The following is a 17,742-nucleotide window of genomic DNA, read 5'->3' on the forward strand; positions in this document are numbered from 1 at the left end:
CCGTGGCACCGCGCGGCCCGGACACAAGCACCCACATAGCGGTTGGCATTGGTAAGGAATGGCAAGATGGATCTCGAAAAAGCCCGATTCAACATGATCGAACAGCAAATCCGCCCGTGGGATGTGCTGGACCAGGAAATCCTGGACCTGCTGGCGGTGGTCAAGCGCGAGGAATTCGTTCCCGCGGCCTACAAGGGCCTGGCCTTTGTCGACATGGAGATTCCGCTGCCGGGCGGCCAGAACATGCTGCCCCCGCGCGTGGAAGCCCGCATCCTGCAGGAACTGGTCGTGCGCAAGCATGAGAACGTGCTCGAAATCGGCGCCGGCTCCGGCTACATGGCCGCGCTGCTGGCCAACCGCGCGCGCCATGTGCTGACCGTGGATATCATGCCGGAACTCGTGACCCTGGCCCGCCAGAACCTGGCCGGCGCCGGCGTCACCAATGTCGACGTGGCCGAAGGCAACGCCGCCGACGGCTGGACCGCCGCCGCGCCGTACGACGTGATCTGCATCTCCGGCTCGCTGCCGGCCATCCCGCAGTCGATCCTGTCGCAGGTCAAGGTGGGCGGCCGTATCGCGGCCTTCGTCGGCACGCTGCCGGTGATGGAAGCGCGCCTGATCACGCGCCTGTCGGAAACCGAATACCAGGTGCTGAACCTGTTCGAGACCGCGGTCAAGCCGCTGGTCGGCGCGGCCCAGCCGTCGCAGTTCCGTTTCTGAGGACACAGCCGCCATGCAGGTCATTCAAGCTGCCGAACTGGCCCAGTGGCTGGCGGATGCCAGCCGCGCCAGGCCGGTCCTGCTCGATGTGCGTGAGCCCTGGGAGGTGCAGACCTGCGCCATGCCGGGCATCACCCATATCCCGATGCGCGACATTCCGGCGCGCGCTGCCGAACTCGACGAAGACGCGGACATCGTCTGCATCTGCCACCACGGCATGCGCAGCATGCAGGTAGCCGCGTATCTCGAACGCCAAGGCTATGCCAAGGTCTACAACCTCACCGGCGGCGTCGACGCCTGGGCGAGCGAAGTGGACCCGGCCATGCCGAAGTACTGAGAGAGGCTGCGCGACCCAGTTTGCCGGCCCGCCCGCGAAGTCAAACCCGAACAAGAAAACGACTGTTGGCCGCGCCTGTGCCGGCAACCTGGAGATGTGATGACGTTTGCGCCTTTCGCCGTGTCCGGCAAGACGCGGCTGGCTATAGCGCTGTCCTTGTATGCGCTGCTGCAAATGCCGGCCACGGCTGCCGACCTGCTGCAGGTCTACCGCGACGCCCAGTCCAATGACGCCCAGTTCGCCAGCGCGCGATCCCAGTTGCTGGCCACGCGCGAGAAGCTGCCGCAGGGCCGCGCCGGGCTGCTGCCGCTGGTCACCGGCACGGCAGGCGCCAACCGCACCAGGCTGGACCAGACTGCGGCGCTGGCGCCGGGTCTGCCCACTGCCTCGGGGGTACGCTTCTTCGACAACAACAGCTGGGCCCTGCAGCTGAGCCAGCCGCTGTTCCGCTGGGACCGCTGGGAAACCTACAAGCAGGGCGAGCTGGTCGCGATGGCGGGCGAAGTCACGTTCCAGCAGGCGCAGCTCGACCTGATCACCCGGTCCTCGCAGGCTTACTTCGACGTGCTCACGGCCCAGGACAACCTCTATCTGGCCGGCGCGCAGAAGAAGGCCATCGGCGAGCAGCTCGCCCAGGCCAAGCGCAATTTCGAGGTGGGCACCGCCACCATCACCGACGCCAACGACGCCCAGGCCCGCTACGACCTGGCCACCTCGACCGAGATCGCCGCGCAGAGCGCGCTGGAAGTCGCCCGCGCCAACCTGCAGCAGATCACCGGCAAGCCCGTCGACGAACTGCTCGGGCTGCGGCCGGAGGCCGAGCTGCCCGCGCCGATCCCGGCCGACGCCAACGCCTGGGCGGCGCAGGCCGAGGCCAGCAACCTGCAGGTGGGCCTGGCCAACTACAACCTGGAAACCGCGCAGCGCGAAACCAACAAGGCGCGCGCCGCACACCTGCCGTCCGTGGACCTGGTGGCTTCCTACGGCTTCACCAACCAGACCGGCAGCGCCACGCAGACGATCTCCACGCACTACAACGCCTCGCAGATCGGCGTGCAGCTGAGCATGCCGATCTTCGCGGGCGGCCAGATCCAGTCGCGCGTGCGTGAAACGCTGGCGCTGGCCGACAAGGCCGCCAGCGACCTCGAATTCGCGCGCCGCACTGCCGCGCAGGGCGCGCGCCAGAGCTATTCGGGCGTCTCCAACGGCCTGGCGCAGGTCAAGGCGCTGGAAGCTGCGGAGCGTTCGGCCCAGAGCGCGGTGGAATCGAACCAGCTCGGTTACGAGGTTGGCGTGCGCATCAACATCGATGTGCTCAATGCCGAGGCGCAGCTGTTCCAGACTCGCGCCAACCTGGCCAAGGCGCGCTATGACACGATCATGAACGGCCTGCGGCTGAAGGCATCGACGGGCGCGCTGAAGGAAGACGATATCGTCCAGATCAACACGCTGCTGACGTCGGCACCGGGGGCCATGTACCAGTTGCCGCAAAAGGCCAAGGTCGGTGCGGTGGCGACGCCCGCGCCCGCGGCGTCTGCTCGCGGCGGCGGCCGGCGTGAAGCGCTGGCAAGCGGCACGCCCCGCTCCTGACGGACATGCTGGACAACGCAAAACGGGCCGCAATGCGGCCCGTTTTGCTTATGCGCTGACCCTAGTTCGCGCGCGTGCGCGACTCCACGCCGAGCAATTGCCAGCGGATCGAAGAGGCATCCGCAGGCGGGTTGGGCACCTTGTACTCGCGCACACGCAGCTTGTACGACACCCCCGGCTCGAAATCCAGGCCCTCGATCGGCCCATACCAGAGCTGCCATGGCGCATCCGGCGACTCGCGCCAGCGGTAACAGGTCATCCGGCCCACGCCGCTGCAATCCACGCGCTGGGAATCGATATAGACGGTCTTCTCGACGCTGCCCGCGGCATCGATGCGCGCGCCGCGCTGGCCGACACCCTCACGCTCGACGAACTGCAGCAGGTCTTCGCTGGCGGTCTTCCAGATGATCTGGCGCCCCGTGGAACCCGCCGTCGGCTGCGTGCCAACCGTCAGGAACGGGGTCTGCATGGCCTTGAGCAAGGCCGACTCCAGCTCCATGCGCGGCGGCGGGCAGGCCATGCGCGTACCGGCGACGTGGTCGAAGCGGATGCCGGTATCGGTCTTGCCGTAGCTGCCGGTAAAGCGGTTGCAGCCGCTGGTGCCGCTGACCGTGCCCTGCGCGGCGTCGATGCCGGCGCTGAACTCGAAGATGATGGGCTGGCCGTTGTCGCCATGCGGGATGTCGCGCAAAGTGCCGTCGGGCTGCTGCCAGCGCACCAGTTCCCAGCGGCTCGGGCCGGAGGACTGGGTCTGGTTTAGGGCGGTGGTGGCGCCGGTGGAGTCAGGCGCAGGCCCGGTCGCGCACGCGCCCAGGGCACCTGCCAGGATGGCGGCGGCTGCCCCGCGCCGGGCAATCCGGCGGCAGGTATCACGGGTCAGTGTCTGCATGGGTTCGGCTCCTGTCATGAGGCGAGCCAGGCAGTCCGACTGCCGGGCGCGCCAGGTTAATGCCCCTTAGAGCCTGGGGCCTTGCCACGAATTCCCGATCGGCTCAGGCACCCAGCGCAGGCGCCAGCGCCGCCAGCGTCCGCAGCGTGGCCCCGCGGTGCACCCCCGCGAACGTGCGTGCATGTGCGCGCATGTCCGTCAGCGCGGTGGCATCGGCGAGCAAGCGGGCCGCGGCCTGCATCAACTCTTCGGCGTTCGCCACGCGCCGGCATGCACCGGCATCGATGGCATCTTCCGTTGCCTGCGCAAAGTTGAAGGTATGCGGGCCAACCAGCACCGGCGTGCCCACGGCGCAGGACTCAATCAGGTTTTGCCCGCCCAGCGGCAACAGGCTACCGCCCACAAAGGCCAGGTCCGATGCGGCGAAGTACATGGCCATCTCGCCCATCGAATCGCCCAGCACGATGTCGGCGGTGATCGGCGCGGCAAGGTGGTCGATATCCATCGCACTGCGGCGCTGGACCGAGAAGCCTGCGCGCTCCGCCATGGCCGCCACTTCGTCAAAGCGTTGCGGATGGCGCGGTATCAGCAGCAAGGCCGGTCTTGGCGTGTGGCCACCAAGTCGCGGCCAGCGCGATAGTGCATCCAGCAGAAACGGTTCCTCACCCTCCCGCGTGCTGGCGGCCGCCAGCACGGCACGACTGCCGAATGCCTGGCGCAGACGATGGCCGCGCTCAATCCCGGCCGGGGCCGGCTGCATATCGAACTTGAGGTTCCCCGTGATCTGCACCGCTTCGAGCCCCAGGGCCTGAAATCGCTCGGCATCGCCGCTGGTCTGCGCCAGCACGCCGGCAAAGTCCGCGTACATGGCTGCCGCCGCGCGTCCGAAGCGCGCCGTGCGGCGGAAGCTGCGCGGCGACAGGCGTGCATTGACGAGGAACAGCGGCACGCCGGCACGGCGCGCGCCGTGCACAAGGTTGGGCCACACCTCGGTTTCCATCAGCATGCCCGCCGCCGGCCGGAAATACCGCAAGAACCGGCTCACGAGCCAGGGCAAGTCGTAGGGCAGGTAGCACTGGAGCACGCGCGGCTCCTTGCCGAACAGTTGCGCGCCAGTCTGACGCCCCGTAGGGGTCATGTGCGTGAGCAGCAGCCGGTGCGTCGGATAGGCGGCCAGCAAGGCCTCGACGAGCGGCTGCGCCGCGCGCGTCTCGCCCACGGAAACCGCGTGCACCCACAGCCATGGGCCTGGCGCGGGCAGATGGCCGTAGGCGCCGAGCCGCTCGCCGACGTTGCGGACATAGCCTGGCTCCTTGCGCCCGCGCCAGTAGAGCCGCAACAACGCCAGCGGCAGGATGACGATCCATAGCAGGCTGTACAGGACGCGCAGCATCATCGGCCAGCTCCGCGTACGCGGCTGGCCGCCTGCCAGACTTCATCGACCGTGGGCACGACGCCGTCGTCGCCCACGTTGGCGATCCTCTCGGACCAGTACCCCTCGGTCTTCCAGCGCCAGGTGGCGGTATAGATTTCCACGGTCGGCCGGCACAGCGCCGCAGCGATATGGACCAGCCCGGTGTCTACCCCGATGACCACCTCGGCGCGATTGATCAGCCCGAAGCCCTGCATCACGGAGAAGCGCGGCAGCACCTGCGCGCCAGGCACACCGGCTGCGATCTCCTGTGCCGCGCGGCGCTCCGCCTCGTTGCCCCAGGGCAGCAGCATGGTCAGGCCATCCGCCTGCAGGCGCTGGCCGAGCGCGTGCCAGCTGGCTACCGGCCATTTCTTCTTCGCGCCGGCGGTGGCGTGGAAGCACACCGCGTAGCGCGCCGGCAATTGCGCCCAGATTGGATCATCGACATGGAGCGATTGCGCCGACTCGCCGAAAAACCTTGGCGGCTCGGTCGGAGCCGTGCCGGTGAGGGCGGCGCCAAGCAGGCGCGAACGGCGTACAGAGTGCGCCTGGCGCGGAACGTGGACGGGATCGGTGTACAGCAAGCGTGCAGCCGGCTCATAGCCGGAACCCTGCGTGCGGTTGCCAAGGCCGATGACCGGCGCGCCGGCAGCCCGCGCGGCCACGCGCGCGACCACCGCGGTCTTCAGCAACCCCTGGCTCTCGATCACGGCGTCATAGCGCTGCGCGCGCAGCGCATCGCGAATCTCACCGATCTCATGCCAGATGGCGGGTTGCCAGAAGCGCTTGCGCCAGCGCCGCAGCGCAAACGGGATCACGCGTGCTACGTCGGGCAGCAGGCGCACGAGGTCAACGTAGCCCTCCTCCACCACCCAATCGATCTGCGCGCCCGGCCAGCGCGCGCGCAGGTCGTGGATCAGCGGCATGTTGTGGACGACATCGCCCAGCGACGAGACCTTGACCACCAGGATGCGCGGATTGGCCGGCAACACGAACGGCACCGCCTGCGTCACGGCCTGCGGTGCCGCCGGAGCGGCGATCGCCTCGCGCATCTGCTCAGAACGGGAGCTTGGCATCAGGCTTTTCGGCCAGGATCACTCGCTTGAATTCAGCCTGGATGCGGGCCAGCGCCGCGTCGTTGTCGGCCTCGAAGCGCATCACCACGACCGGCGTGGTGTTGGACGGACGTGCCAGGCCGAACCCATCGGGATACTCCACGCGCACGCCATCGATGGTGATCACTTCGCGCGCGCCGTCGAACTTCGCGTTGGCCTTGATCTTGTCGAGCAGCGTGAACGGCTCGCCTTCCGCGCACTTGAGCTGCAGTTCGGGCGTGTTGTTGGCGTTGGGCAGCGCGTTCAGCACGGCGCTCGGGTCGGCATGGCGCGACAGGATTTCCAGCAGGCGTGCACCGGTGTACAGGCCGTCGTCGAAGCCGTACCAGCGATCCTTGAAGAACACGTGGCCGCTCATCTCGCCGGCGATGGGTGCCCCGGTTTCCTTCAGCTTGGCCTTGACCAGCGAGTGGCCGGTCTTCCACATCAGCGGCTCGCCGCCGTGCTGGCGGATCCACGGCGCCAGCTTGCCCGTGCACTTGACGTCGTAGATCACCTGCGCGCCCGGGTTGCGGCCGAGGATCTCCTCGGCGAACAACATCAGCTGGCGGTCCGGGAAGATGACCTGGCCGTCCTTGGTCACCACGCCGAGGCGGTCGCCGTCGCCGTCGAAAGCCAGGCCCAGCTCGCAGTCGGTGTCGCGCAGGCACTGCATCAGGTCCTGCAGGTTCTCCACATGAGCGGGATCGGGGTGGTGGTTGGGGAAGTTGCCATCCACATCGCAGAACAGCTCGGTGACCTCGCAGCCCAGGCCACGGAACAGGTCGCCTACGAAGGCGCCAGCCACGCCATTGCCGGCGTCGAGCGCGATCTTCATTGGGCGGGCCAGTTTTACGTCGCTGGTGATGCGGTCGAGATACTGCTGACGCACATCGCACTGGCGGTAACCGCCAGCGCCGCTGGTAAAGTTGCCCGCTTCGATGCGCTGGCGCAGAGCCTGGATCTGCTCGCCGAAGATCGCCTTGCCGGCCAGGACCATCTTGAAGCCGTTGTAGTCCGGCGGGTTGTGGCTGCCGGTGACCATAATGCCGGAAGTGGCCTTTACGCCATCCAATTCGATGTTGGTGCCGAAATAGACCATCGGCGTGGCAACCATGCCGAGGTCGATCACGTCCATGCCCGCCGCGCGCAGGCCTTCGACGAGGCCGCCGATGAGGTCAGGGCCCGAGAGACGACCATCGCGGCCGACCACGACGGCCTTCTCGCTGGCTTCGGCTGCCGCGGAACCGAATGACTGGCCGATCAGGCGGGCTACGTCGCGGGTCAGCGTCTTACCGACGATGCCGCGGATGTCATAGGCTTTGAAGATGCTGGGATCGATTTGCATAGGGAGTTCCAGTTATCAGATTCTGCTGCCCGGTGCCGTCCCGGCTTGCGGGACGCTCGTCGCGCCAAAGGCGTTATTTTGCCGGATCGCGAGGATAGCCGGCGCTATAATCACGCCGCCGCCCCGGAATGGGCGCCGTTCTGCCGTTCGGCGGCGTTATCGCTCTTGCTGATGGGCACCCGGCGCGGCCAGCCTTATCTGCCTTTCGACACGGCAATCCCGTTCCCGTTTGCCCGGAATCCTTTGTCAGCCACATCCGCCCACCGTCCGCGCATTGCCTACCTGATCACCAATTCGGAGATCGGCGGGGCGCAGGCGCATGTGGCAGACCTGATGCAAGCTATGCGCCAGAACGCCGATGTCACCCTGCTGGCAGGCGGCGACGGGCACCTGTTCGCGAGCGCGCAAGCGGCCGGCATTCCGGCAATACGCTTGCGCATGCTGGACAACGCCCTCTCTCCGGTGCGAGCGGTTCAGGCCCTCAGGGAGCTGAATACCGCACTGCGCGAGGTTGCACCCGACATCATCCATGCCCACAGCGCCAAAGCAGGTGCACTCGGGCGCGTGGCCGGCAAGGTACTGGGGATTCCTGTGATCTACACCGTACACGGCTTCGCCTTCAAGCCGGCCGCGCCTTGGCGCCAGCGCCTGGCGGCGCGCGTGACGGAATGGCTGCTCGCGCCCTTGACCACCCGACTGATCTGCGTGGCGGATGGAGAACGTGAATTGGCTCGCAGCCTGCCGATCGCCGGTTCGCGCGTCAGCGTCATCCGCAATGGGCTGGCAGACGTGGCGGAGCGCGCCCATCCGGGCGCGCCGCTGCGCCGGATCGCCATGGTTGCGCGCTTTGCGCACCCCAAGCGGCCTGACGTCCTGCTGGAAGCGTTCGGGCAGACGGGGCTTGCCCAGTGTGAACTGGTCATCGCCGGCGAAGGGCCGCAGCTGCCCGCCATCCGGGCGCGGGCGCAAGCCATGACACCTGCGCAGGTGGCCTTGCCGGGCAGTATCCATGACGTCCCGGGCCTGCTGGCCTCCTCGCAGATCTTTGTGCTGGTTTCAGACCATGAGGCATTGCCACTATCGGTGCTGGAGGCCATGCGGGCAGGCCTGCCAGTCATTGCCAGCGATTTGCCCGGCATCCGCGAGCAGCTCGACGACGGCCGCTGTGGCATCCTGCTGGAAGACAAGCAGCCGCAAACCCTGGCGCGCGCGCTGCAAGCCCTGGCCGCCGACGCGCCACGGCGCGAGGCGCTTGGCCGCCTGGCGCGTCAGCGCTGGGAGCAGCAATTTGGCCTGGCGCGCATGATCCAGGCCACCTGGGCCGTCTATCAGGACACGCTCGCCAGCGCGCCGCGCTACCGGGCGTCCGCACGACAACGCCATGCACAAAACTGACAGCCTGCGCCGGCCAGCAGCCGCCCGCGCTACAGGCTCCGAAACCATCCGCCGCGCCAGCCGCATGCTGGCCTGGGCCCTGCTCGGGCTGCTGCTGTTCGGCATGAACATCGCCCTCGCCGAACTGGCACAGCGCGCCGGCTTCGTGACCTACGTCTTCAATCGCACGCTGCTCTGGTCGATCGCCCCGTACCTGGCGGCTTTCATCCTGCTGCACCGCTCCCTGCATCTGCCCGCCATGGAAGGCAATAGCCTGGCAGGCCTGGCCGCCACCCTGCCCTTCGCGGCCTTGCTGTTCGTATTTGCCGGCTTCCATATCGAGTACTCGCGCGGCGCGTTCTTGCTGGCGTACTTCACCACCCTCGCCTGGCTCTGGTTTGGCTACCGGCATTTCGTGCGTAACTATGTGCCGGTCTTTGGCTATACGGACGCAGCCGCGCTGGCACAGCTCGAAGCCGTGCTGGCCATGCCCGGCGCCGCTCCCGCCGGCCGCACCCGCTTCCAACCCATCAGCTCGCTCGCCGAAGCGGTGAATTGCGACGGCCTGATGCTCGATCGCAACGCCGCCGCCGACCCCGAACGCACGCGCGCACTGGCACAGTTCAAGCTCAGCCATGTCCGCATTTATTCGGTCGAGCGCGTCGGCGAGATGCTGAGCGGCCGGGTCGGACTGGCGCATATCGATGAGAATTTCCTGGACGATTACGCGGCGCACTACTTCTACGGCTATCTGAAACGCGTCATCGATATCGGCACGGTGCTGTGCCTGGCGCCGCTAGCGCTGCCGCTCGCACTGGCCGTGGCAGTGGCCATCCGCCTGGAATCGCCGGGACCGGCCCTCTTCCGCCAGGTACGAGCAGGGCTGCTGGGCAAACCCTTTACCATGTTCAAGTTCCGCAGCATGGCTGTGGATAACTCGGGCAGCGCGCAGTTCGCGGCACGTAAGGATCCCCGCGTGACGCGCGTCGGGCGGTTCATCCGCAAGTACCGGCTGGATGAAATCCCGCAGCTATGGAACGTGCTGACAGGCGACATGAGCCTGATCGGTCCGCGCCCGGAACAGATTCCGATGGTGGAGGATTTCGAGCGCACCATCGCCTACTACCCCTATCGCCACCTGGTGCGGCCTGGCCTGTCTGGCTGGGCACAGGTGCAGCAGGGATATGTGGGCACGCGCGAAGAGACCGTGACCAAGCTCAGCTACGACCTGTACTACGTCAAGCATTGCTCGTTCGCACTGGACCTGCTGATTGCCGTGAAGACGATGCAGACGATCCTGACCGGGTACGGTGCGCGGTGACGCAGCAGGAATCGAAAAGCATGCCCGCGCAGCGGACCATGCGGATCCTGTTGCTATGCACTGGCCTCAAGATGGGCGGTGCGGAACAGCAGATTGCCGGGCTCGCGCGGCAATTCCTGTGTGACGGGCATGCGGTCGCCGTTGTCAGCCTGACGGCGGAACAAGAGGTATCGCTGCCTGATGGCGCCACCGTGCTGAATCTTGGCATGCGCAAGACCTTGCCGTCCTTTGCCTTGGCATTGTGGCGACTGAATCGGTTTGTGCGAAAGTGGGAGCCTCACATCATTCACGCCCATATGGTGCACGCCAATCTCGCTGCCCGGACGCTTGCCGCCCTGACTAACGCGCCGCCGGTGCTGTGTTCCGCGCACAGCGCTCGCGAAGGCGGACGGGCGCGCATGCTGGCCTATCGCCTGACCGACCGATGGGCGGCGCTGACCACGCATGTCAGCGAGGCCGGACGGCAGGCCATGATTGCGGCTGGTGCGATGACGCCGGAACGTATCCGCGTCATGCCTAACGGCATTGACACCTCGCTCTTCCGGCCGGATACCGGGCGGCGGCAAGCCGCTCGCACTGCGCTCGGGGTAGATGCGAATACACAAGTCGCCATCACCGTTGGACGGCTAGTGCCGGAGAAAGCCCAGCATGTACTGATCGAAGCGTTCGCGCGGCTGCTGCGCCAAGCGCAGACCGCTACGTCAGCGGCGAACCTGCGCTTGTTCATCGCGGGCGAAGGCCCAATGCGAGGCGAACTGGAAGCCATCATCCACCGGCACAAGCTGGAGAATTTCGTCACGCTCCTCGGCATGCGGCATGACGTACCGGAACTGCTGAACGCGGCTGACGTGTTCGCGTTGTCGTCGGATATCGAAGGCATGCCGCTGGTCATTGGCGAAGCGCTGGCCAGTGGCTGTGCCGTGGTCGCGACCGATGCAGCGGGCGTGGCAGAACTGCTTGGCGACGCTGGGGAAATCGTGCCGCGCGGCAATATCGAGGCACTCGCTGGAGCGCTGGATCGGGCATTGTCTCGCGGCACGGGTACAACCCTGGAGCAGTCAGCGCGCCGTCAGCGCATTCTGGACAGGTTCAGCCTCGAGGCCGTTGCAAGGCAATGGGTGGACTGCTATGCCGGATTGGCTGGCGTTACCGGCAACCCGGCACCGGAGCCAGCCCGATGAGGCGACAGGTAGCGAGCAATCTTGCCTGGATGCTGATGGAGCGCGGCCTCCAGGTCGCGGGCGGCATCGGCATCGTCGCCATGCTGGCGCGGGGGTTGGGGCCGGAGGGATTTGCGCATGTTCAGTATGCGCAGGCGGTGGTGTATATCGCGGCGTCGGTGGCGCTGATCTGCGGCGGCGAGGTGGTGATTCCGCGGCTGGTGGCGAACACGGATCCGGTGGCGCAGCATCGGTTGGTGGTGCATGCGTTTGGGCTGAGGTTTGGAGCGGGGGTGTTGGCGTATTTGGTGATTTGCGCCTTCATGCTCGTGACCGGTCAGGGACCGGAAACATGGTGGCCAGCCCTGATCCTGGGGACTGCAGTCCTGCTGCGCGAGCCCTCCGGCATCGTGACTGCGTGGATGCAGGCGCATACGCGCACGCGACCCAACGCTGTTATCAATGTCTCATCCTTGCTGGTCAAGGCAGCTTGTGTCGGATTGCTGTTCTGGTTCGGAAGCCAGAACGTGACTGCCTACGCAACGGCGATCGCGGTGGAGCCGGTCCTGGCGGCAATCCTGCTGGCGCATTTCTATCTGTCCCGGGCTCCCCGGGCACGCGTCGCCGCCGATCCCGGGCTGGCGCGAGAGTTATTCAGCAACGGCACACTGTTCTGGGTAAGCTTCATGCTAATGCTGGGTTCGCGCCGCGTGGACCAGCTATTGCTCAAGCCTCTCGTACCCTTGTCAGAGTTCGGCGCCTATGCGGCCACCATGCAGATACTGGACAATTTCGTTACGGTGGCCAGCATCCTTGCCGCTGGCATCGCCCCCATCTATGTATATGCGCAGTCGACGCTGGCCCAGGCTCGCAGAAATATCCTGCGCATCGCGGTTGGCATGGTTGTGATCGGCACCACAGGTGGGATGATCATCGCCACGTCGGCGCACTGGATCATCCGTCTGCTCTACGGCTCGGCGTTCGCCTCCGCAGCCGAACTGCTCCAGCTTGCGGCAATGGCATCCTCATTGGTGTTTGCGGACGTTGCGCTCACCCTGCTGCCTGTCTATATGCGACGGCCTCAACTGGTAGCGCTGAAATGGGGCATCGTGTTTGCCACCACCGTCGTTGTCGATAGCATTGCGATTCCGCACCTCGGAGCGCGCGGTGCCATTCTTGGTTACGCGGTGGCAAATCTGCTTGCCATTGCGTTCGGCATTGCAGTCTGCCTTCGTCCACTGCCAGGTACACCGGCGGCACATGGGGCAAAAGCATGAGTCAGAATCGCCATGTTTGTTTCCTGACGGGAACTCTGAATGCGATGGCCGGGGCCGAGCGGATGACGGCGGTCATCGCCAATGCGCTGGCAGATTGCGGTTACACCGTCAGCGTTCTGAGCCTCTGGGATAAGGAAAGCTGCTTTCCCTTGCATCCTGCCGTTCGGCATGAGGCGTTGTATGCGCGGCGGCCGTCGTTCAAGCGGGTCTATCTGGAAACGGTGGCGGGCATCCGCAGGTTTTGTCGTGAGCATGGGGTCGATGTACTGGTGCAGGTTGACACCATGCTGGCGCTTTACACACTGCCAGCCACGGTGGGGCTGGGTGTCGAGCATATTGCCTGGGAGCATTGTCACTTTGACGAGGATCTTGGGAAACCAGCTCGGAGGCTGGCTCGGCGACTTGCCGCGCGTTATTGCAGACATGTGGTGGTGCTGACGGAGCGGGACAGGCTGCGGTGGGAGGAAGCGCTGCGGCCACGTAGTCATGTGGTTGTCATTCCGAATCCGCTGCCTTTTCCGTTTCCGGAAGAACCTGCGCCCCGGACAAGCAAGACCGTGTTGGCAATGGGGAGGCTGGTTCATGCCAAAGGCTTTGATGTACTGATTCGGGCATGGAAGCGCGTCGCCGCTGAAGCGCCGGATTGGAACCTCATCATTCATGGAGAGGGAGAGGAGCGACCGGCGCTGGCTGCACTCGTCGAGGAGCTTGGGCTGCAGGAAAGTGTCAGTTTGCCGGGGATTTGCCTCGATGCCCGCGAGGCCTACGAACAGATGTCAGTTTTTTGCATGAGTTCTCGTTACGAGGGTTTCGGGCTGGTGCTGATTGAGGCAATGGCGTTCGGCCTCCCAATTGTGTCCACTGCTTGTGAGACAGGGCCGAGGGAGTTGCTGGAGGCGGGAGAGAATGCAGTGGTCGTAACTGTGGACGATCGCGGGGCGCTGGCTGAAGGATTGTTGAGAGTGATTCGAGGGGGGGACAATATCCAGGGGATGGCGGCCACCGGAAGACGAACAGTCCGAAAATATGCCCTGCCCAATATTGTCAGAAACTGGGATGGGCTGTTGTCCTCTCGCGTATGGCCGAGGCAGGTTGACATAAATTCGCCTGACAGCTGCTAGCGGACACTAAAGTCGGGCCTAAAGTCCTACTGATTACTATCTTCTCCTATGTCAGGAACAACAGGCAAACGCCCGGACCTATCCGGAAATTTGTGTACGAGGCATATCATGAGAGGTAATGACCATGGATATGCCGATGAAGAAGAAACGTACGGTGGCGTCTCAGGCAGCGGCCCGCGGGCCGCTGCCTGCCTTGCCTGACGGCTTGCTTGATGAGTTGGTTAAAGGGCCGATGACGCCCGGCGAGGTCCAGGATCTGATGCTGGCGTTCAACAAGGCCATCATCGAGCGGGCGATGAGCGCCGAGATGAGCATGCATTTGGGCTACAAGCCAGGCGAGCCCAAGCCGGCCGAGCAGTCCAATGCGCGTAACGGTCTGAGCGGCAAGACCGTGATCACCGACCGCGGCCCGGTGCGGGTCGAACTGCCACGCGACCGCGATGGCAGTTTCGATCCGGTTCTGATCCCGAAGCACGAACGGCGCTTTACCGGCTTCGATGAGCGCATTATCGCCATGTACGCGCGCGGCATGAGCGTGCGCGAGATCCAGGCGTTTCTGGCCGAGAGCTACGGCACCGAAGTCTCCCCGGACTTCATCAGCTCGGTCACCGACGAGGTCATGGCCGAGACCATCGCCTGGCAGAACCGTCCGCTTGAGGCCATGTACCCGGTCGTGTTCTTCGACGCGTTGCGGGTCAAGATCCGCAGTGACGGCATCGTCAGCAATAAGGCCGTGTATCTGGCATTGGGAATCCAGGCAGATGGCCAGCGCGACGTGCTGGGCCTGTGGGTCGAGCAGACCGAAGGCGCCAAGTTCTGGCTCAAGGTCTTCAATGAACTCAAGAACCGAGGCTGCCAGGACATCCTGATCGCAGTGGTCGACGGCCTCAAGGGGTTGACGGAGGCCGTTGCCACGGCCTATCCCCGCACGACGGTGCAGACCTGCATTGTGCATTTGATCCGCAACAGCCTGGAATACGCCAACTATAAGGACCGCAAGGTGCTGGCACAGGCGCTGCGTCCGATCTACAGCGCGGCCAGCGAACAAGAGGCCGGGCAGGCGCTGCAGGACTTCGCCGACGGCCCGTGGGGAGCCAAGTACCCGATGATCGTGCAGTCGTGGCGACGCGCCTGGGAGCACGTCATACCGTTCTTCGTGTTCCCGCCCGACATCCGGCGTGTGATCTACACCACGAATGCCATTGAGAGCTTGAACATGCAGTTGCGCAAGATCATCAAGACCCGGGGCCACTTCCCTTCGGATGAAGCTGCGATCAAGTTGCTGTGGCTGGCGCTGCGCAACGTGCTGACCAAGTCCGTTCGCACGACCTATGACTGGAAGTCCGCCATGAATCAGTTTGCTATTCTGTATGGCGAGCGATTTACTGCCGCTCGAAGCTGACAGAATTCAAAACCGCCTCGCACACAAAAATACGGACAGGCCCAAACGCCCAGGCCCTGGATGGAATATCGAACTAGCTTGCGCATGATCATCGCTCAGGCCGTAGGCGATCCGACGGCAGGCTTAAATAACGCCGCCCTCAAGTTGGACGCCGTTACTTCCTGATCCAGAACACGTCCTGGTGGCCATCCCAACCGCCGGGACGATGCTCAATAATCATCAGGCCGTTCGCACGGCAGACCTCATGCACCCAAGAGGTGGGAATCATTGCGATCCCGTAGCTGTCACCAATGTAGTCGACCGTCTTTGCCTCAAGGGAATGGTCCGACCGGTAGTTGACGAACGCAAACTCCCCAGAGTCGTACCGCGACAGCAGGTGTTGCCGGGCTTCTTCACCCACCTGATAGCAGTCGGCGATCCCGAGATGTTCGCGTGACTTTTCCCCGTGCGTCGTGACTACCGCCACACCGCCAATCTTAATTTTGTCGAAGAAATGCTTGATGACGGATCTTGCGTTGTTGCTCGACAGGTGGGTAACCAGTGAGCCAAGTACGCCTACGTCGAAATGGCTGTCGGGGATGTTCCTGAATTCGTGTACAGGATCCGTTACATAGTGCCCGACGACCCCGAAGGACTCGACGCAAAAGTCCACTGATGGCTTCATGATGTCAGCCGAGTGGATTCGCGAAGGCTGGAATCGCTTCGCAAGTTGACGCGTGACGCGCCCGTAGCCACAAGGAAGCTCTAGGATAGATGCGTCCGTAGCGCTGGCCAGCTTAGCCGCATCGGAGGCAAACTCTGCCATTTGATGGCCAACCGAGTGATAGTGCTCGAATGAACCATGAAACATATCATCGTTCGGATGGATAGACTCCCTCTGCATGTTGAGCCTTATATCGCACGCCTCACGTAGAGTGAGACGGCCGCTACGTCTATAGATTGTCATTGCCTGTCAGCGGCCAACGGGCACCCAATCCACGAAAAGCTCGATGAAGTGATGCGTGGCTTCCTGATTGTGAAGGCAAACAGCACCTCACCCGCACAGCCGGAAAATTCCGGTTTGCGGGAAAGTATTTCAACAATCCCCCAACCCTCCCATTCAGAATCTGATTATGCCCTACCCTGGCTCTTGCCGCTACGGTACAGGTCATGTGCAGGTGGCGCCCGAAGGTTGTGCACTGGGCTGTATGGATTTCGATTATGAACCCAATGTTGCAGCCGACCCTGCACAGAGCCCAACCTGCCTTTTACCTGGGCTTGTGATTCAATCTAGCCACAACACGACGGCCCACCCTTATGAAGCGCCACGCACTGCGCATGATCATTAAGTGGACAAGAACTAGCCCAAGGAAGAGAATAAATAGTGTCTGCTCAGAAAACCCTGCTTTCCAGCCGTATACGCCACAAAGCCCAAATATGGCGTTGCTAATCAAGATAACCCAGACAATTGCATCAGGCCCCACCCCCAACCGTAACAGAATGTGATGAAGATGCGTCCTGTCCGCCGCCAATGGGTTCTTACCCTTAAGCAAACGCCGCAGTACGACAGTGAAGAGATCAATTAGCACGAAACCAAGTACCCACAACATCACAACAGGTGGGATTTGGCGATTCTCATTATAGTTTTTCTGCGAGAGGAGAACTGCGAACCACACTATACTAAATCCCAGCATCAAACTACCGGCATCCCCTAGAAAAACCTTTTTATCCCCACGAAGTGGATTTTTAATATTGAATATGAGAAAACCAAGAATGGCACCACAAAATATAACGCACATGCGCTGAGCAGCACCGTTACCGACTTGACCAGCCAAATATGCGAACCAAGCAAATATAATGGCGGATAACCCTCCCGCCAAGCCATCCAGACCGTCGCACATATTCATCGCGTTAATTACGGCGACGGCTGCAAAGAGTGTCAGCGGAATCCCCCAATTACCTAGCTCAATTTCCCTGCGACCAAAAAGATCGCCGAGAGTACCAAGATAAATCCCACCCCACGACGTCATTAGAATAGCCGCCAGTAACTGAACTCCCAGTTTTGCAACAGGCGACATTCCCTTTATGTCATCGATGACGCCGATAATTGCCAAAAGCGTCAATCCTCCCAAGAGGGCGACATAGTATCCTTGAGAACGCATGAACAGCATCGCGCCCGCCCACACAGCGATCGTGATGGCAACCCCCCCCACTAGAGGCACTTCGCCATGGTGACGTTTGCGCGAGTCTGGCCGATCGACCACTCCACCCACAATCGCCACTGGTCGCAATGCGACTATCGCCACGGCCGTGGCCAAGAGCGTGAATAGTGGAACCCAAAAAAAATCAAACATTTAGCAAACCTGAATAGATCCTGCGCAGCGTGTTTTTCTGCACGTGCAGAGGAGTCCGGAGCTTACCTCGAACGAGCGCTTCCTGTAACTTCCCTTGCGCAACATGCGCTCGAAGCGAGCACTGAACGAGCCACGACGAGGGATTACGGGCACGAACCCACTCCCGCCATGGCCACGATTGTGCAGGACTATATACTATGCGCACCGTGCCCTGCGTTCACTCGGCATGTGAACAGGGCCATTGCATGCGGTCAGAGCCGGCTCAAATGGGGACAATTGCGAGCAAAACCGCGGAATATTGGCGGAACGAGGTTTCTGGCGAACAATAGGCAAGCGCAACAGCGTTCCATCCATATGAGCAG

General features: G+C 63.5%; 15 protein-coding genes. 9 read left to right on the forward strand and 6 right to left on the reverse strand.

The window, feature by feature from the left end:
* The first annotated feature begins 66 nt into the window (after positions 1–66).
* The 3 genes from CupriaWKF_RS12695 (at position 67) to CupriaWKF_RS12705 (ending at position 2,647) form a co-directional block, all read left to right on the forward strand.
* Entirely contained in the window at positions 67–720 is a 654-nt protein-coding gene (locus CupriaWKF_RS12695; RefSeq protein ID WP_276098216.1) for a protein-L-isoaspartate O-methyltransferase, read from the forward strand.
* Positions 721–733: 13 nt separating this feature from the next.
* On the forward strand, positions 734–1,057 hold the full coding sequence (locus tag CupriaWKF_RS12700) for a rhodanese-like domain-containing protein (protein ID WP_276098217.1): 324 nt from the start codon (positions 734–736) through the stop codon (positions 1,055–1,057).
* Positions 1,058–1,156: 99 nt separating this feature from the next.
* The gene (locus tag CupriaWKF_RS12705) at positions 1,157–2,647 is read left to right on the forward strand and encodes a TolC family outer membrane protein (RefSeq protein ID WP_276098218.1); all 1,491 of its coding nucleotides are present in this window, start codon (positions 1,157–1,159) and stop codon (positions 2,645–2,647) included.
* 61 nt (positions 2,648–2,708) lie between these two features.
* Here CupriaWKF_RS12705 and CupriaWKF_RS12710 read toward each other — a convergent pair whose 3' ends face one another.
* The 4 genes from CupriaWKF_RS12710 to CupriaWKF_RS12725 all read right to left on the reverse strand — a co-directional run bounded on the left by CupriaWKF_RS12710 (position 2,709) and on the right by CupriaWKF_RS12725 (position 7,392).
* Positions 2,709–3,536, reverse strand: a complete 828-nt coding sequence (locus tag CupriaWKF_RS12710) for an META and DUF4377 domain-containing protein (protein WP_276098219.1) — start codon at positions 3,534–3,536, stop codon at positions 2,709–2,711.
* A 103-nt stretch (positions 3,537–3,639) separates the two neighbouring features.
* Entirely contained in the window at positions 3,640–4,929 is a 1,290-nt protein-coding gene (gene waaA, locus CupriaWKF_RS12715; protein ID WP_276100790.1) for a lipid IV(A) 3-deoxy-D-manno-octulosonic acid transferase, read from the reverse strand.
* A complete protein-coding gene (waaC, locus tag CupriaWKF_RS12720) occupies positions 4,929–6,002 on the reverse strand; it encodes a lipopolysaccharide heptosyltransferase I (protein WP_276100792.1) in 1,074 nt (357 codons plus the stop codon). Before waaC ends, waaA begins: the two co-directional genes overlap by 1 nt.
* 4 nt (positions 6,003–6,006) lie before the next feature.
* The gene (locus CupriaWKF_RS12725) at positions 6,007–7,392 is read right to left on the reverse strand and encodes a phosphomannomutase/phosphoglucomutase (protein WP_276098220.1); all 1,386 of its coding nucleotides are present in this window, start codon (positions 7,390–7,392) and stop codon (positions 6,007–6,009) included.
* 243 nt (positions 7,393–7,635) lie between these two features.
* Here CupriaWKF_RS12725 and CupriaWKF_RS12730 point away from each other — a divergent pair, with 243 nt between their 5' ends.
* The 6 genes from CupriaWKF_RS12730 to CupriaWKF_RS12755 all read left to right on the forward strand — a co-directional run bounded on the left by CupriaWKF_RS12730 (position 7,636) and on the right by CupriaWKF_RS12755 (position 15,047).
* Entirely contained in the window at positions 7,636–8,787 is a 1,152-nt protein-coding gene (locus tag CupriaWKF_RS12730) for a glycosyltransferase (protein WP_276098221.1), read from the forward strand.
* Positions 8,774–10,087 (forward strand): exopolysaccharide biosynthesis polyprenyl glycosylphosphotransferase, encoded by a 1,314-nt coding sequence (locus CupriaWKF_RS12735; RefSeq protein ID WP_276098222.1) that lies wholly within the window; start codon positions 8,774–8,776, stop codon positions 10,085–10,087. The genes CupriaWKF_RS12730 and CupriaWKF_RS12735 overlap by 14 nt, the downstream gene beginning before the upstream one ends.
* 20 nt (positions 10,088–10,107) lie before the next feature.
* Positions 10,108–11,268, forward strand: a complete 1,161-nt coding sequence (locus CupriaWKF_RS12740) for a glycosyltransferase (protein ID WP_276098223.1) — start codon at positions 10,108–10,110, stop codon at positions 11,266–11,268.
* A complete protein-coding gene (locus CupriaWKF_RS12745; protein ID WP_276098224.1) occupies positions 11,265–12,524 on the forward strand; it encodes an oligosaccharide flippase family protein in 1,260 nt (419 codons plus the stop codon). Before CupriaWKF_RS12740 ends, CupriaWKF_RS12745 begins: the two co-directional genes overlap by 4 nt.
* Positions 12,521–13,645: a glycosyltransferase family 4 protein gene (locus CupriaWKF_RS12750; RefSeq protein WP_276098225.1), complete on the forward strand. Its 1,125-nt coding sequence runs from the start codon at positions 12,521–12,523 to the stop codon at positions 13,643–13,645. Before CupriaWKF_RS12745 ends, CupriaWKF_RS12750 begins: the two co-directional genes overlap by 4 nt.
* Before the next feature lie 136 nt (positions 13,646–13,781).
* On the forward strand, positions 13,782–15,047 hold the full coding sequence (locus tag CupriaWKF_RS12755; protein ID WP_276097757.1) for an IS256 family transposase: 1,266 nt from the start codon (positions 13,782–13,784) through the stop codon (positions 15,045–15,047).
* 154 nt (positions 15,048–15,201) lie between these two features.
* Here the strand turns inward: CupriaWKF_RS12755 and CupriaWKF_RS12760 are convergent, their stop codons facing one another.
* Complete coding sequence (locus CupriaWKF_RS12760) at positions 15,202–15,852, reverse strand: class I SAM-dependent methyltransferase (RefSeq protein WP_276098226.1); 651 nt, start codon at positions 15,850–15,852, stop codon at positions 15,202–15,204.
* 442 nt (positions 15,853–16,294) lie between these two features.
* Positions 16,295–17,380, reverse strand: a complete 1,086-nt coding sequence (locus CupriaWKF_RS12765; RefSeq protein ID WP_276098227.1) for an MraY family glycosyltransferase — start codon at positions 17,378–17,380, stop codon at positions 16,295–16,297.
* Positions 17,381–17,742: the final 362 nt, after the last annotated feature.

It is taken from the genome of Cupriavidus sp. WKF15, from assembly GCF_029278605.1.
In the GTDB taxonomy this organism is placed as follows: domain Bacteria; phylum Pseudomonadota; class Gammaproteobacteria; order Burkholderiales; family Burkholderiaceae; genus Cupriavidus.

Bases quoted from the DNA above. Each gene is read 5' to 3' on its own strand.
- CupriaWKF_RS12735 (WP_276098222.1), top strand. From the start codon at position 8,774: ATGCACAAAACTGACAGCCTGCGCCGGCCAGCAGCCGCCCGCGCTACA.
- CupriaWKF_RS12755 (WP_276097757.1), top strand. From the start codon at position 13,782: ATGAAGAAGAAACGTACGGTGGCGTCTCAGGCAGCGGCCCGCGGGCCG.
- waaC (WP_276100792.1), bottom strand. From the start codon at position 6,002: ATGCGCGAGGCGATCGCCGCTCCGGCGGCACCGCAGGCCGTGACGCAG.
- CupriaWKF_RS12700 (WP_276098217.1), top strand. From the start codon at position 734: ATGCAGGTCATTCAAGCTGCCGAACTGGCCCAGTGGCTGGCGGATGCC.
- CupriaWKF_RS12765 (WP_276098227.1), bottom strand. From the start codon at position 17,380: ATGTTTGATTTTTTTTGGGTTCCACTATTCACGCTCTTGGCCACGGCC.
- CupriaWKF_RS12695 (WP_276098216.1), top strand. From the start codon at position 67: ATGGATCTCGAAAAAGCCCGATTCAACATGATCGAACAGCAAATCCGC.
- CupriaWKF_RS12740 (WP_276098223.1), top strand. From the start codon at position 10,108: ATGCCCGCGCAGCGGACCATGCGGATCCTGTTGCTATGCACTGGCCTC.
- CupriaWKF_RS12705 (WP_276098218.1), top strand. From the start codon at position 1,157: ATGACGTTTGCGCCTTTCGCCGTGTCCGGCAAGACGCGGCTGGCTATA.
- CupriaWKF_RS12760 (WP_276098226.1), bottom strand. From the start codon at position 15,852: ATGGCAGAGTTTGCCTCCGATGCGGCTAAGCTGGCCAGCGCTACGGAC.
- CupriaWKF_RS12750 (WP_276098225.1), top strand. From the start codon at position 12,521: ATGAGTCAGAATCGCCATGTTTGTTTCCTGACGGGAACTCTGAATGCG.
- CupriaWKF_RS12725 (WP_276098220.1), bottom strand. From the start codon at position 7,392: ATGCAAATCGATCCCAGCATCTTCAAAGCCTATGACATCCGCGGCATC.
- CupriaWKF_RS12710 (WP_276098219.1), bottom strand. From the start codon at position 3,536: ATGCAGACACTGACCCGTGATACCTGCCGCCGGATTGCCCGGCGCGGG.
- waaA (WP_276100790.1), bottom strand. From the start codon at position 4,929: ATGCTGCGCGTCCTGTACAGCCTGCTATGGATCGTCATCCTGCCGCTG.
- CupriaWKF_RS12745 (WP_276098224.1), top strand. From the start codon at position 11,265: ATGAGGCGACAGGTAGCGAGCAATCTTGCCTGGATGCTGATGGAGCGC.